This is a genomic window from Mycobacterium sp., assembly GCF_040509115.1.
GTDB lineage: Bacteria > Actinomycetota > Actinomycetes > Mycobacteriales > Mycobacteriaceae > Mycobacterium.
The window spans coordinates 39,679-53,606 of the sequence record NZ_JBEVLO010000143.1; the positions used below are offsets into that span (position 1 = coordinate 39,679).

Sequence of the window (13,928 nt, forward strand, 5' to 3'; positions counted from 1 at the left end):
CGCTATCCGAATGCGTCCTGGACGAAGCCGTATCCGGGCACCTGCTGAGCGAAGTCCTCTCCGCTGAGCTGTCCGTAGGATCTGGCAACTTCGACGGTGCGGGTGATGACGTCGATTCCCGTGGCGAACGATCTGGTCTGCTCGGTCAGCGTGAGGCTGATCTCGGCGCGTTCCGGGGTCAGATCCGACTTGAACTTCGTGATCTTGATGTTGAGATCGGTCATCACACAGGTGAGTTCGATGTCCCCGAGCTTGAGGTCACACGTCGGCGGATGCGTCCAGAGCTTCTTCTTCGCCAGCATCGCCTGGACGTCGATGGTCGGGTTGATGAACGACCGAAGCACCGCAAGGTCTGGTTCGATGCGCCGGTCGCCGTCGCCCGCCGACGGGTCGTCGGGCTTGGCACGCGCGTCGAGCGCGAACTCGAGGCCGAAGGTGCGGGCGCGACCCATGACTGGGTCCATCGCCTTGGTGGCGACGAGCAGGCTGTTGAACTCCTGGAAGTCGTCGAAGAGCCCGCCTGCTAGGCCGATGCCCTTCGAAAAGGAGCTCTTGTCGGGAGTCGCAGCATTGGCGCCCTTGGCCTTGGCGATCTTGTCGAAATCCCAGTCGCCCAGGGAATCCGCCGACTTGTACTCGAATCCCTTCTTCTCCGAGAGGATTTCGGGATGAAACTGGAACTTGAAGATCAGCGGGGGCACTGATAACAGGTTGGCGATGTAGCCCTTTCGCGACATGGTGACTCCTCTCAGAAAATCGGTGTGTGGGGACGTCGACGGCCTCGGCTGCCTCGGAGTTCGTCCATGCGATGGAGGCTGTGAATGCGGTCGAGCTCGTAGCCGTCACCCGGGAGCAGGGGGGTGCCCTCACCCCGCAACGCTTCATCGGCCCGCAGCGGCGGTGACGGTGGTCCTGCGATGTCGATGATCACCTCTCCGATCTGCACCATCGGCAGATCCGTTGCGGGCGTGGTCGTCTTGGGCGCACTCGGCGGCGACGTAGGCGTGGTGAAGTACTCGGTCATCGAGTCGAGTAGCCTTTGCAACCCGCCGGTGGCCAGCCACTGACCGTAAGCCGCCGCAATCGGGTGGAAAGCGGTGTCGGGGGGTGTCGTAGACACCGGCAGCAGCCTGTTCGCGGTCTCGGTGGCGTTCGTGGCGATGCCTCGCAGGCGGTCATCGAGTTTGGTCCCCGACAGTCTGGACTCCTTGATCGCGGCCTCGTCGAGTTTCTGAGCGAATGTCGTCAGCCCGTTCTGCAGTGCCTCGGTGGGCTTGTTGACGAGCTCGGTGGCGGCGGTCTTGATCTTGTCGGTCATCGTCTTGGCGTCCGCGCTGACCTCGTTCATCAGGGCCACGAGATCGGGCGGCTTCGGCGGCGCGATCGGTACGCTGCCGGGGGCGGCCGGGTTGGCGGCGCTGCCGGCGGGGGCGCCTGGTTTGTCCTTGCCCGCACCGAAGAAGTGGTGCGCGATGTCGGCAAGTTGGTAGACCAACCGGAAGATCCGCAGCTCACCGAGATCACGGAGGATCTTGTCGACGGTGGGGACCAGCCAGTTCAGCAAGCTGTTGATGGTCTTGGTGATCGCCGAACCGAGCACTGCGCCGAGTTTGAGGGCACCGTCGAGCAGTTTGGCCAGCGCATCGAAGATCGCCGCGAGGGCCCCGGTGACGGTGTCGGCCAGGGTGCGGACGGCCATCGCGGCAACCCGGGCGAGCATCGCGATGGTCTCAAGGCCGAGCACGATCATCGCTCCGCGCAGCACCAGCGCGGAGCGCACGACGAAACGCAGCGTGTCGGTGACGGCATTGCGGACGTCGGGTAGGCGGTCCAACAGCCAGGCTAGCGCCGCGATCGCGGTGGGGATCGCGACGACGAGGCCACCGACGGCGCGGGTTGCGGTCGCCAGCATCGCGGTCAGGGAATCCACCCATGACCGGTACGCGGCGGCCTCCGGAGCTGCCAGCGCGGCCGCGCCCTCGCCGGTACCCTGGGTCGGCGTCCCATTGGCGGCCCTCAGCAAAGCCGTTGCAGCATCGACCCTTTGACGCAGTGTCGACAGTTGGTTCATGAAGTCCGGCTGTCCACCTGCCGCAGAAGGCGTGGCCGCGGCTGCGCCCGCCGACGCTCCCGTGCCTGCTACTCCCCCGGCGGGTGGGGCCTGCGCCGTCTTGGACAGCCCGAGCTTGTCGATGATCCTCTCGATGCGCCCGGCCAGCGCATTGATCGTGCCCAGTGCTGCCGCCAGTCGCATGGAGCCGATCGTGCCGCCGACGGCGCCGCCGACTAGGTTGCCGATGAAGCTGCCGATACCGCCGAGCAGGCCGGTGACGGTGTCGCCGAATCCGCCACCGGCGGTGAGGTCACGGAGGTTGACGATGTGCACGCGTAGCGCGCCGTCGAGAAGCGGCGGACTGCCCGCAGGGGTGATCGCCGCGGTGAAGGCATAGGAGCCGTACTGCCCCGTCGCACGCTCGATGTCTTCGAGAGCGCGACGCGCGAAACGCGTTTGGGTGAGCAGTAATCCAAGCTGGGTGATCACCTCGTCCACGTGGCACCTCCCGCTCCGGCGAGATGCATCCTGGTGCCGTTCCGGTAGGCATCGCGGACCGCCCCGGCGAACTCCCCCGCCACGGCGTCCAGCACGCCGTCGGGGTCTCCACTGATCCGTACGACCACCCGTGGCACCTGCACGCGAACGGCAACGGTGTGCTTCCGCAGGATGTGCGGCGAGGTGGGGGCGCCACCGTCGGGGCCGGGGCCACCCGGCACTGGTTCCTCGAGATAGCGGGCACGCCACAGCCGCGCCATCTGCTGGCCGTAACCGCGGGTGACGCCTTCCAGGATGTCGATGCCGCCGTGGGCCATGCACGCGTCGAACGCCTGTGCAAGGGGATCGCGTTCGAGCGCAACCGGCTCGGTCGGGAACAGGGCCGCGGCCAACTGGTCGGCGTCACCGCCGAGCTGAGGCGTCAGCGGCCCGGTGTCGCCGGCGGTGTCGGCCAGGCTGGAGAACTGTCTGGCCCTGGCGTCCAACTGCCTGGCGGTCGAACTGAACCCGGCTTCCAGTGCTGCCCGCATGGCGTCGTCGGTCTTGGCGATGACGTCACCGACCTGACGCTGCACCTCGTCGCCGAACAATGAGCTTCCGATGTCGATGAGGTCCGAATGGAAGTCCAACCGCGGTGCCTCCGCCGGTATCGGGATGTCCGACCGCGCCCATCTATCCAGTCCGAGCGTCTCGAGCACGTCGACCAAGATCTGCATGAACACCGCTACCGTCTTCAGGAAGCCCGCCAGTTGAAAGACGAAATCTTTTACGGCCGAGCCGAATCCGATACCGAAGGCCAGGGCGAAGGCGATCGCACCACGCGCGAACGCGCCGACGACCACTTGGATGCCGCGGACGATCTGCGTTAGCCTCAACCCCAGCTCGCCGATGGTGGTGAACACCTTGTCGTAGACCATGGCGATCGCTGACCTGACCGCCTGCTCGACGGTGACCAGCACCTCGAGAACCCCCAGCCGGGCGCGGATGCCGACGGCCTCGGCCACCAGACCCACCAGTCGCGGCCACGCCAGCAGCATCACCGTGGCGGCGAGGATGGGGGCGTCGTCGTCATCGGTCCCCGCGGGCTCGGGCGGCGCAGGCACGGGCGCCGCGGGAAATGCACCCGACGGGATGGGTGCCGCCATGGCGTTCGGTGGCTGAGTCCCGCCGAGGCCAAGGGTTTTCGCTGCGTCCGCGACCGCCTGATGGATCCGGTCGGCGTCGCCGCCTGGCTGGAGCGCGCGTTTGAGACCGGCGTACGTTGCGGCCGCGACCCCCACGACGTCGAAGATGGTCGCGCCGCGCGGATCGAACGTCTGCGGCGTGGGCGTGGCCAAGCGGGCGATCGATGCCTCCGCGGAGGCGACCAACTGGTCGACCGCGTCGATCATCGTCGGAAGGTCCGTCGCGGCGTGCAGCCAGCGATTCCATCCCGAAACGCCCAGTCCCACCGTGTCCTTCGAGAGCTCGCCGACACCGAGGAGGATGGCGGCAGTGCCTTCGGTGGCGGCCGCAAGCACCCGCACCGCCAGAGCGCCGTCCTCGAACCGCAGGGTCGGCAGATCACCGGTGTTCACTTCGGCCGTGTGGGCGCCGGACAGCCGCTTCTCCAGCGCATCTTGAATGACCTTGCCCGCATCGGTCGACAGTCGATCCTGGTAGGCGAGGTCGGCGAGGCGGGCGGCGATTGCGGCGAAGTCGATGGGCACGTCATCTCCCCCCTGTTGCCGGGACCGCGTAGGTCTGCGAGTTCAGCCGCGTCAGGAGTCGGTCGTAGAGCGCCCGCGATTCCTCGGCGGTGCGACCGGGCGCACGCAGTCGCAGGGTTCCGATGACCGGACGGACTGGCACTGGCTCGTCTGGCCGCCGGACGGGCAGGTGGCGGTCCGGCCGTGCCGGTGCGGCGCCCTTGCCGTAGACGACTTCGACGAATCCGTCGACGGCACCGTCGAGGGCGGGGGCCATCCGTTCCCACAGCGCGGGCGTGAGGAAACCGTTGACCAGGTCCGACAGCCGGTAGGCCAGCGATGTGAGGGCGGCACGGTTCTCGCCGAGCGCCTTCCTCTCCTGGGCGTGCTGCTCGGCGAAGATGCTTGGCCGCCGCGCCATGTCGGCGACCGCGGCGCGCGCGCTGAGCCCCAACATGATTCGGGCAGGGATGTTGGCCGTCAGTGGTACGGGTCGGGGATTGAGTCCCGCCTGTTGGATGGCAGGCCAACTCGGTGTCGCGGGTGCGGGCACGGCGAGATGTTTGAGGATCGCGCCCGTGTCGGGCAGCGTCACCTTGGGCAACAACCGGTCGAGAAGGCCGGGAGGTTTGGGACCCTTTTCGGCCTTCGACTCCAGCGCCGCGGTCAGCGCCAGAATCGCCTTGACCGTGGGGTGCTCCATGAACATTCGACCGAGTAGCCGCTCGTTGTCGCCCTGATGGATCTCGAGCGCGACGCTGAGCTCGTCGTACCCGCGGATGATGGTGAGTTTCGCGAATTCGACGGCGTCGAGGATCGTGGTGACGACCGTCGCGACGACCTCGCCGGCAACGGACGCGAACCGTGCAAGGAAGGGGCCCAATGCCCAGTCGCCGCTGGTGAAGCGGTCGCGATCGTCACGCAGCTCGGCGATGATCGCACCGAGTGCGTCGGTGGCGGTGGACACGCTCTGCCGCATCGCTGCAAGGGTCTTCGCGATCATCGGAAGGCGCGGCGCCACCTGATCGATGACGAAGGCCATGGCGCCGAGCACCTGCACGGCCAGCGCCCCAAGTCGATCACCCAGCACCAGGACGGCTTTCAGAAGGGGGTTGACCACCTCCGTACGCGGCCCGAGCACTTGGCCGATCAGTTCGGTCAGGGCGTTCATCGCACCGGCGGCGGACGCCGCGAACTCGAGGACGCCCTCGACGGTGCTCGCCAGGAACAGCAGTAGGCCTGCGGCGCCGACCAGTCCGATGGCCGCTAGGACCCCGACGACGGCGACGGGGCCGAACCCCACCAGCGCGGCCATCACGACCAGATAGCCCAGCGCCTCCGTCAGGGTGGCCACACCGAAGCCGGTGAACCTGAGCAGCAGCATGATCCCGGCCACCTGGCCGACGGGGCTGAGCAGTGTGCCGACGACCATGCCCGCCAACGCCGTTACGGGGCCGGTGATCGAAGCTGCGCCCGCGGTGCGCGACCCCTGCCCGAGTATCTCGGCAAGACGGTTGTCGAGCTCAGCCCGGTTTGCGATCGCGATCCGCACGTAGGATCCGTCGCGCGGAACCGACGTGCCGAACCACCGGATCATGAACGCGCCGCGGGCCCTGGCGAAGAGCACCGCCTCCACGCCGAGGACCTCCACCCACGGCGTGAGTCCCTTCGCCGCAGCGAGCAGCGTCGGCAGTGTGGCGAAGGGCTTCTGGAGCAGCAACGCGATCGGCATCGGGTGTCCTCCCTTCATGGTGGGTCATCGGCTCTGCGCGGCTTCGATCCGGGCATTCTCCTGATCGATCTGTTCGGCGAGCAGCCGAACGAACTCGTGGCGTTCCCCGACGGCCATGTCCATCAGCTCCGTGTGGGACCAATGCAGGTGGTATGCAAGGAAGAACACCTCCCGCTGCAGTTGAGCGAGGCTTACTCCGGAGCTAAAAAATTGGTCATGTCCAAACTGGCGCGGATCTCGTTTCCGCACGCGGGGCAGTCGAGTTCGCGAACAAGATCGATACCTGGCGCGGCATCGTTGAAGGCCCGGTCGATGAGCCGCCGGTCACCGAGGGTCAGGTCGGCGAAGATCTTGGTGCCCAGCGCCTCGGTGCGGTGTTCCAGCATGTCGCCGAGCCGGATCAGGCATCTGGCGAGAAGCGCGTTCTTGCCGAGCGAGGCGTTCTTGCGCATCTGCGGCGCGGCGGCGGACTCGTCGTCACCACGCGCGAGGCGCAGTGTCATCGTGTCGTGCACCGAGCCGTCGGTGTCCAGGTAGCCATCCCGCAGCTGAACCGAGATGTGCTCGGGCAGTTCACCATCGGGAAGCATGGTGGTGGGCAGTTCGTCGAGGTTTTCAGTCGTCGAGAAGCGCTCCCCACACGCGGAGCAGGAGTAGTTGGCGGCCAGCTCCGGCCCAAAGGTCAGCGATCGGAGCTTGATCAGCAGATAATTGCGGTCGACCGAGTACATCTTGTCGATCTCGCGGCGGCCGAAGCCCTGCAGATCTCCAAGCCGGACGATGCAACTGGCGAGCAGGGCGGTGACCATCCGTCCGCCGTTGCGCTGGTTGGCGGGATCGGCGAGCAGGGCCTCGTCGCGGCCGGTCATCTTCCGCAACGTCACGGTCCGATGCATCTGACCGTGGTCGTCGCAGTAGCCGACGGGCAACCGGACCTCGGCGCCCCGTGTGCCGGCGTTCGGCGCGGTCCGGTGCTCGGACAACGGTGTCATCTCCAGTGCTGTCATGTTGTGCTCCTTAGCTCTTCGGGCTCCACTCGAGCCCCTCGTGCTCGAGTACGATGGTCTGCACCATCAGGTTGGTCGACCCTGCTTCTAGGTCGCTGAACTTCGACGACTTCACCCAGGCGTGCCAGAACAGGAACCGCCCGACCTCTTCGCCGTTGTGGTTCTTGATGATTGCGCCGTTGCGTCGCTTCGACGAGCCACCCTGCTTTGCGGTGTTGAGGTCGAACGTGTCGCGGAACCATTGCCGAAACTTGATGTCGTCCTGACTGCCGTCGACCCGTCTCTCGACGGTCAGCGGCTCGAACTTCACCTTCGACGAGGACAACCGGTACACGTGCCCGGTCAACCCGTCGGGCTGCTCGATGGTCTCGACCTCACCTTCACTGAGCCCGGAGACCTTGCTCAACTGTGGGCTCCATGTTCCCTCGACCTCCATGATGAACTCGCTGGCCCGGTAACCTTCTGAGAAATCACCGACTACTGGCATCGAAACTCCTTGTATGAGAGGTGGATTAGGCGTCGCTGCTGGTTGCGCCGCTGGCTTGCTGCCCGACCTTGATGACGATGGTCTCCGCGGGCCTGCTCGGGTAGAAGTAGACCTCGCAGGTCAACAGACCCTGCTCGACCTGGTCGGGAGGGTTGTTGGTGGCGTCGATGACCACCGTGAAGGTCTGCTCCGGGGTACCGGTCCCAAACGCCCCTTGCCGCCACAGACCCAAGAGGAACGGCTGAATGGTGGTGTATTTGACCGAGGTCCAGAGAGATTCGCGGTTCGGTTCCTGACGCGCCCACCGAAGGCCGTCACGAAGACTGGACTTCACGTAGTTGAACAGCAGGCGCACGTTGACGTACCGCCAGCGCGGGTCGGTGCTCAGCGTCCTGGACGCATCGACGACGATGCCCGCTCGGGGCACCGCGCGGATGCCGTTGACCGAGCCGTTGACCACCAGATCGGTGTGGTCGGCGTCTGACAGTCTGGTCTCGACGTCGAGCACTCCACGCAGGTTGGCTTCATCGCCCGCGGGCGCCTTCCAGATGCCGCGGGTGGTTTCGGTGCGCGCGTACACACCCATGACGTGGCCCACAGGTGGAATGGTCAGCATCGGGTTGTCGCCGAGTCCATTGGGATCGGGCACGACTATCCACGGGCCGTATAGCGCACCATAGGATTTCGCGGTCTGGAGCTTCTGTCCGTAACCGACCGCCTGGCCACCCGCCACAGATTGGGCAGGAACCGACCCGATGAACACGGCGTCGCCCCGCCTCTCGCAGTACCCGAGCGCGGCCTTGGCGACCGACGTGTCGGTGCGCTCGCAGGCCAGCAGCTGGATGGCGAACGGGTCGAAGGCCGAAAGGCCGGTTCGCGCCGCCTCGTCGCCGATGTAGTCCGCGGCGGTGAGTGCACCCTCCGCGCCGCCTTGAAGGGGCGTCCAATCGGTTTCCACGGGTCGCAGGCTCTGACCGGCTGTCACGGCGACGCGGACGAAGCGCGACCCGCTGAGCGGGTCGTTGACGGCATGTTCGGCAAAGTTCGCCAGATCGGGCAGCATCGACAGGCCCACGTGAGTCTCGACGACGTGGTCGTCGTCGCCCTTCCCCTTGGCGATCAGCACGTTGAATTGCGTCGTGGCGACGGTGGTCTTGCGCGCGTCGAACGTCGAGGCGTTGGAGACGTCTGGTGTCCACGACACCACGCCGCTGTTCGCGTCGACGGCGGTCAGCTTGACGGTGGCCTTGGCGCTGCCGTCGCTGATTTCGACCAGGTCGCCCGCGGTGAACTTCGCGGCGCTCGCCAGCGTGGCGCGGCCCTTGGCAAACGGCGTCAAGGTCCCGAGCACCGGATCGGCACCGCTGGTCGCGAAACCGAGTGTGTCGTTTGCGGTGGTCACCTTCAAGCTGGTGAACCCCCCGCCCTGACCGGCCTGCTCGCCGGTGGAGGTGAGTGTCAGTTTGTCCGTGTCGATGTCGGCGACGATCAGGTGCGTGCGACTGTTGATGGCATTCTTGATCTCTTGCCGGGTCGCCTTGTTGACGTCACCGAAGTCGGTCAGTTGAAACGTGACGTCGAGCGGGGTGCCGTCGACTTCCAGTTGAAGTGTCGGCAGTGCCGCCATGTTGACCGGCTCGGCAATCGTCTTGCCGACGATGACGGCTGCCTTGTCCTCGGCTAGGCCGCTGGTCGCCGCCGCGCTGTATGCGAGTTTGACGAATAGTTGCTCGGCCCACTTGCCGGGGTCGGGTTGGCCGCGGTAGCCACCCTCGATCTGCAAGACCACCGGGTCGGCGTTGCGGGGGCCCGACTTGAGCCCCAGTTTCGCGGTGTCGGCGGACGAGTCGACGACCCGATTGACGTAGGCGGTCTGCCCGCCGTTGTCGAAGAATCCCTTCACCAGGTAGGCGCCGAAGCTACCGGCGCGGAACCCGCCGAATCGCTGCGCGAACTGCGTGTAGCTGGTCAGACGGGTCGGCTGGTTCGGCACCCCCCGCTCGGTCGATATGCAGAAGCCGCCGACCGACACCGCTGCGCCGGTGATCGACGGCGCTGTCGCACCATCGACCTCGACGACGTTGACCCCGATATCAAATCCCATGTCCGCCTCCTTGATTCACGTCAATACACTGTCCGGTCATGATGCGTCCCGCAGGTCGACGCCCACGTCGATGTGGTCGACACGGACGACGCGTTGGCTCCGAACCGCTGGCGAGCGCACTCCCACCCGGTACACCAGGGTCGGGGCGTCGCCCACCACGCCCCCGATGCGATCGGTCCCGGACATCGTGATCAGTTGAATGGGCGCGCGGTCGCCATTGATCACCAGTTCCCCGTCGCCGGGCACGCGCGCCAACACCGCCTCGAACAACTCGGCCTGCGATGCGCGGTCGAGACTAATGGGGCGCAACGCGTAGTCGAGATCGAATGGAAGCCCGGCGCGGCACTCCCGGTAACCGTCGGACGTGTAGTCACAGCGAACCGGCGTGCCTACTAGGCGGTGAGCGGCGTACCGGATGTCGAACTGCTCGATGTCGATTGCGGGAGCCACCGGGACCGGCTGAGCCGGAACGCGGATCGCGGACAGGGCGGGAGTACCGTTGACTTCGACACCGCGTAGCAGATCTAGCATCGCCGCATCCGCGTCGACCAGAGGCTGCGGTCGCACCGCGACGAGGTCGTCGAGATGAAGACGGAAATCACCTGCGAGGCAACGTAGTCGAATGCCGGTGGCGGCGCGGGCAATCTGCGTTGGCACGTCGTCGATGCCGACGGTCAGCAGGGTCCAGCCCCGCGCCGGTCCGGCTGGGATCCACCGATGCCAGGTATTGGCGGCGTCGTCGAAGCCCAAGTCGTCCGACGCGAGGCGGATCTCCAGCAGGAATCCGGCTCGGGGGGCATCGACGTTGACCGAGATCCGAAGTTCCGTGAACCCGGAGAGGTCGACGTTGCTCAGATCGCGCTGCAGCCGGTGGTCACTCGCCAGGGAGCTCGCGGTCACGACAACGCTGACCCCGTCGGCGCCCCATCCGGCGGTCGTGTGGTCCGTCGCGATCGACAGTTCCTCCGACGGCGTCACGCCGTCTGGTGCGTGCGCAACCCACGCGGTGACATCGTCCATCGCGTCGAGAACCCGGGCGGTCATCGGCCGATGGGTCTGCGGGTGGATCGTTCCATGGCGCAGACGGTCGCAGCTCCGGCGTCACACCCGCGTCACCGTCGGATCTGAGCGACTGCATTCGGTCCAGACCCGACACACGGGGCGCTTCGCGCGCGATGTCGATGCCCCGTCGGGCGGGTGGCGTCTCACGTAGGGCCGACGTGCGTCCAGTCGCACCGAGTAACGCGCGATGATGCGCGGGACACCAGTCCGGCACGCGCCCGATGGACCGCGCGCCGGACCGGGTGTCTCGCCTCCAGGGTCTAGCTGTTCCAATAACGGCCACGCGGTTTGCCCGCGATCTCCACGCCGCCCTCCTTGAGCTCGAACTCCTTCACGAAGTCCATGTTGAGATCGGTACCCAAGCCGGGCCCAGTGGGAACGAACAGATCGCCCTTTTCAACCCTGACCGGATTGGTCAGCATTTCGTCCCGCAGTTCGTTGGGAGAGGTCGGGTCCCACTCGACGTAACCGCGGACGTGCGCGGGGATCGCCGCGGCCAGATGGACATTGGCCAATTGGCCGAGGCCGTTGAGAGTGTGCAATGCCACTACTGTCTCATTGGCGCTGGCCATGTAAGCGATCTTCAGTGTTTCCGAGATACCGCCGGATTTCACCACGTCCGGGGTGATGTAGTCAACGCCACCACGCTCAAGCAGATTGCGGTAGTCGAAACGACTGTAGACGTTCCCTCCGGAGGACAGCGGCGAGAGGCCCATATTGCGCAACCGGCCCACGTCATCGTGGTGATTGGTGATGGTGAAGTCGAACGGGTCCTCGATCCAGAACGTGTCGAACTCCTGCAGCTTCTTTGACAGCCTGACGGCTTCGGGCCAGCTGTAGCGAGCATTGAAGTCGATCATGAGATCAACGTCTGGACCGACGGCGTCGCGTACCGCACTCATGGCTTCGACGTCCGCCCTGAACCCGGCCCCGCCACGCACCTTGATCGCCTTGTAGCCTTCTTCGGCATAGCCCTTGGCTTCGGCTTGCAGGTCGGGTAGCGGCTTGTGCCCCATGCTCATGCAGCCGACGTAAGCGGCCATCTTTTCTACGCCGCCCCCGCCCAGCAAGGTGGCGACCGATTGTCCGGAATACTTGCCGAGTATGTCCCACAGAGCAATGTCGATGCCGGCCAGCGCTTGGACACCAGCCGAGCCGACATAGACCGAGCTGTAGAAGCACTTCTCCCAAACACTCTGAATTGCAAGTGGATTCTCACCCAGAGCGACGGGCGCGACCTTGTGGTCGATGACACCCTTGACCGCCTGGGCGGCGTGGGCGTGATAGGACGAACCGTACCCGGTCAATCCCTCGTCGGTGTGGACGACGACAATGAGTTCGTCGCGACGATAGGCCGTACCGATGCCCATCTCCCACGGCGTGGCCAGCGGTACCGACACGATGTGTGTGTCAATTTGTGTGATCTTCAAAGTTGTCTCCCTCTACGCGCATTGCTTGATGTTTGCTACTAGTTCTCCGCCGGGCGCTCAGTTCTTTCCACTGCGCCCCTTGGCAATCAAGGGGGCCCGTTCTCCTTTCTCCGTATCACCGCGCGACGTGGCAGTCGGGTTGGACGGTGCGTCGTTGATGTCCGCGCCGGGTTCGTGTGCTTCGGTCGCGTCGACGTCCGCCAGAGTCGCCTCTGGCATTGGCTTCTGTGCCGCAAGGGATTCAAGCGGAGCTGAGAGATCAGTGATGGGCGGCTTACCGGCACTGCGCCGTAGTCGCGAGATGACGGGCGGAAGGATCACCATGGCGGCCACGATTGCAAGTAGTGTCAGAGCGATCGGGTGATCGAGATAGATCGCCATACTGCCCCGTCCGATTTCGGCGCTCTGCACGATTGATCGCTCGAACGGACCGCCCAGGATGATCCCAAGGATCATCGGCGCTAGCGGGTAGTCGTACCGAACCGCGAACCATCCAACGATTCCAAAGATGAACGCCAGCCATACACCAGTCATGTGGTTGTCGACGGAGAACGCTCCGATGAAGCACAGCACGACTACCGCGGGGTACAGAAACGCATACTTCACGCGCAGGATGGACGCAAAGAGCGGGGCCAGCGGGACGTTGATCAGCACCAACATCAGGTTGCCGATGTAGAAGGACGCCAACAGTCCCCACACCAAACGCGGTTCAGTCGTCATCAGCAGCGGTCCCGGTTGTATCCCGTGCAACAGCATGCCGCCCAAGACGATTGCGGTGGCGGCGGAACCGGGAATGCCCAGCGACAACGTGGGTACGAACGAGCCGTTTACCGCCGCGTTGTCCGCCGCTTGCGGCCCGCAGACACCCTCGATGACACCAGTCCCCAGGACTCGCCCCTTCCTGGCACCAATCCGTCGCTCCATGTCGTATGACAGGAACGACGACACCGTGGCCCCTGCCCCGGGCATCATGCCGAGGAAGAGTCCAAGGAAGCCGCCGCGCAGAATCGGCATTCTTGAATGCCGCCAGTCATCACGCGTGATGATCATTTCGCGCAGTCTGGTGCGGATGGGATTGGGTTGGCCCACACCAATGGAATGCAAGACTTCGCCGAGCGCGAATAGACCGATGACGGCATACAGGAAGTCCACCCCGCCAAACATCTCGGTGATGCCAAACGTGAAGCGCGGTATACCAGTTCCGGTGTCGAGGCCGACCGCGGCGATCAGCAATCCCGCTGCTGCCATCGCAAAGCCCTTGAACCTGTTCTTGCCGACGAAACCAACGACGCCCACGAGGCCGAGCAGGATGATCACAGAGATCTCGGGCGGGCCGAACCTGAGGCTGAAGGTGCCGAGCACGGACACGAAGATCATCACGAACGGAATGGTCAGCGTCCCTGCGAGAAAGCTGGCAAGCGCGCTCATGGCCAAAACCGGGCCCGCCCTCCCCATTCGGGCGAGGGTGTGACCGTCGAGCACGGTTACTACCGCCGACGACTCACCGGGCGTCGCGATGAGCACCGCCGTGATGATTCCGCCATGCATGCTGCCGTAATAAATGCCGGCCAGCATGATCAGGGCGGGCAGCGGATCGAGCCCAAGCGTCAACGGCAAGAGTAGCGCGATGGCAGTTGCTGGGCCGAGCCCTGGCAGAATTCCGACCAGCGTGCCCATGATGACGCCGATGAAGCAATAGAGCAGATTGGTGGGGGTGAACGCGTCACCGAAACCGGTGAGAATGTGTGTCAGCAAGTCCATCGGGATCCGTCAATCTCCAGGTGTGAGGGTTGGACCGGACAGCGGATGAGTGCGGTCATAGCGGCGGTAAGAAGCTTCCGAGATATCCGAAGTCCAAGGGCACCTG

General features: G+C 65.3%; 10 protein-coding genes. All 10 read right to left on the bottom strand.

The annotated features are described in order from the left end of the window. Nucleotides 1–2: 2 nt before the first annotated feature. The 10 genes from ABW137_RS10860 to ABW137_RS10905 all read right to left on the bottom strand — a co-directional run bounded on the left by ABW137_RS10860 (nt 3) and on the right by ABW137_RS10905 (nt 13,822). Complete coding sequence (locus ABW137_RS10860) at nt 3–737, bottom strand: hypothetical protein (RefSeq protein WP_526399712.1); 735 nt, start codon at nt 735–737, stop codon at nt 3–5. Between the two features lie 11 nt (nt 738–748). Then, a complete protein-coding gene (locus ABW137_RS10865) occupies nt 749–2,551 on the bottom strand; it encodes a hypothetical protein (RefSeq protein ID WP_526399714.1) in 1,803 nt (600 codons plus the stop codon). Next, on the bottom strand, nt 2,539–4,260 hold the full coding sequence (locus ABW137_RS10870) for a hypothetical protein (protein WP_526399716.1): 1,722 nt from the start codon (nt 4,258–4,260) through the stop codon (nt 2,539–2,541). The genes ABW137_RS10865 and ABW137_RS10870 overlap by 13 nt, the downstream gene beginning before the upstream one ends. A gap of 1 nt (nt 4,261) precedes the next feature. Further along, entirely contained in the window at nt 4,262–5,971 is a 1,710-nt protein-coding gene (locus ABW137_RS10875) for a hypothetical protein (RefSeq protein ID WP_526399718.1), read from the bottom strand. A 191-nt stretch (nt 5,972–6,162) separates the two neighbouring features. Next, a complete protein-coding gene (locus ABW137_RS10880; protein WP_526399720.1) occupies nt 6,163–6,978 on the bottom strand; it encodes a T4 family baseplate hub assembly chaperone in 816 nt (271 codons plus the stop codon). Nucleotides 6,979–6,988: 10 nt separating this feature from the next. Further along, nucleotides 6,989–7,465, bottom strand: coding sequence for a phage tail protein (locus ABW137_RS10885; RefSeq protein WP_526399722.1), 477 nt, complete (start codon nt 7,463–7,465; stop codon nt 6,989–6,991). Between the two features lie 25 nt (nt 7,466–7,490). Next, entirely contained in the window at nt 7,491–9,569 is a 2,079-nt protein-coding gene (locus ABW137_RS10890; RefSeq protein WP_526399724.1) for a phage tail sheath C-terminal domain-containing protein, read from the bottom strand. 36 nt (nt 9,570–9,605) lie between these two features. Next, a complete protein-coding gene (locus ABW137_RS10895) occupies nt 9,606–10,613 on the bottom strand; it encodes a hypothetical protein (RefSeq protein WP_526399725.1) in 1,008 nt (335 codons plus the stop codon). Between the two features lie 278 nt (nt 10,614–10,891). Then, the gene (locus tag ABW137_RS10900; RefSeq protein ID WP_526399727.1) at nt 10,892–12,061 is read right to left on the bottom strand and encodes a mandelate racemase/muconate lactonizing enzyme family protein; all 1,170 of its coding nucleotides are present in this window, start codon (nt 12,059–12,061) and stop codon (nt 10,892–10,894) included. Nucleotides 12,062–12,118: 57 nt separating this feature from the next. Further along, the gene (locus tag ABW137_RS10905; protein ID WP_526399729.1) at nt 12,119–13,822 is read right to left on the bottom strand and encodes a tripartite tricarboxylate transporter permease; all 1,704 of its coding nucleotides are present in this window, start codon (nt 13,820–13,822) and stop codon (nt 12,119–12,121) included. Nucleotides 13,823–13,928 lie beyond the last annotated feature (106 nt).

Bases quoted from the DNA above. Each gene is read 5' to 3' on its own strand.
- ABW137_RS10890 (WP_526399724.1), bottom strand. From the start codon at position 9,569: ATGGGATTTGATATCGGGGTCAACGTCGTCGAGGTCGATGGTGCGACA.
- ABW137_RS10875 (WP_526399718.1), bottom strand. From the start codon at position 5,971: ATGCCGATCGCGTTGCTGCTCCAGAAGCCCTTCGCCACACTGCCGACG.
- ABW137_RS10905 (WP_526399729.1), bottom strand. From the start codon at position 13,822: ATGGACTTGCTGACACACATTCTCACCGGTTTCGGTGACGCGTTCACC.
- ABW137_RS10860 (WP_526399712.1), bottom strand. From the start codon at position 737: ATGTCGCGAAAGGGCTACATCGCCAACCTGTTATCAGTGCCCCCGCTG.
- ABW137_RS10895 (WP_526399725.1), bottom strand. From the start codon at position 10,613: ATGACCGCCCGGGTTCTCGACGCGATGGACGATGTCACCGCGTGGGTT.
- ABW137_RS10885 (WP_526399722.1), bottom strand. From the start codon at position 7,465: ATGCCAGTAGTCGGTGATTTCTCAGAAGGTTACCGGGCCAGCGAGTTC.
- ABW137_RS10880 (WP_526399720.1), bottom strand. From the start codon at position 6,978: ATGACAGCACTGGAGATGACACCGTTGTCCGAGCACCGGACCGCGCCG.